The sequence below is a fragment of the Streptococcus sp. 32226D021BW genome (assembly GCF_053545015.1).
In genome coordinates this window covers 1-900 of sequence record NZ_JBPPVC010000038.1, presented here as the reverse complement: position 1 = coordinate 900, position 900 = coordinate 1, and the positions used below count along the sequence as shown (strand labels likewise).

1 protein-coding gene is annotated in these 900 nt (G+C 36.6%); it reads right to left on the bottom strand.

Features of this window, described 5'->3' with window-relative positions:
- Positions 1-5 precede the first annotated feature (5 nt).
- A protein-coding gene (locus ACEE44_RS10320; protein ID WP_172016537.1) for an IS630 family transposase occupies positions 6-853 on the bottom strand; the annotation gives its coding sequence in 2 pieces (ribosomal slippage) (positions 6-550 and positions 550-853; 849 coding nt in all).
- Positions 854-900: the final 47 nt, after the last annotated feature.

The window sequence follows — 900 nt, the reverse complement described above, 5'->3', positions numbered from 1 at the left end:
TATAGTTAATTGAAACAAGAACAGGACAAAAGTGCCTCAAGGAAAGTATCGCAATTTGGCAATACTTTTCTGAGGTGTTTTTTAATTTGAGCCCATGTTTTCTCAATGGGATTATACTCAGGTGAGTAAGGAGGAAGTGGTAAAAGTCTATGACCCTGCTCCTTGCATAACTCTTTTAGCTTACTCATCCGATGAAACCTTGCATTGTCCATAATGATAACAGATGGTCTATCTAAAGTGGGTAGTAAGAATGTTTTAAACCAAGCTTCGAAAAAGTCACTAGTCATGGTTTCTTTATAGGTCATTGGGGCTATAATCTCACCGTTTATAAGACCTGCGACTAAAGATAGCCGCTGGAATCTTCTTCCAGAGACTTGACCAGTGATCAACTGACCTTTCAAAGATCGACCATATTCTCGATGAAAATATGTCTCAAACCCTGTCTCATCAATATAAACAGGTGTCAAGTGACTTAAGTTATTAAATTCTTTAAGGAACTGATTTACTTTCTCAGGGTCTTGTTCATAGTAGGTACAGCTCTTTTTTTTCGAGTATACCCCATAGCTTTGAGAGCGTAATGAATAGCTGTTGGATGACAGCCAAATTCAGAAGCTATTTCAGTCAAAAAAGCATCTGGATGAGCTTCAAGATAGTTCTTTAATTTTTCTCTATCAACTTTTCTTGGTTTGGTTCCCTTAACTTGGTGATGAAGCTCGCCTGTACTCTCCATTAATTTTAGCCATTGATAGATGGTGTTGCGGGAAATATCGAAAACAACAGATGCTTCAGTAATACTGCCGGTTTTCTCACAGTATGCGAGAACTTTTTTACGAAAATCTAATGAATATGCCATAAGTACATTATACCATAAATGTACTATTTTTGTTTCATTTTACTATA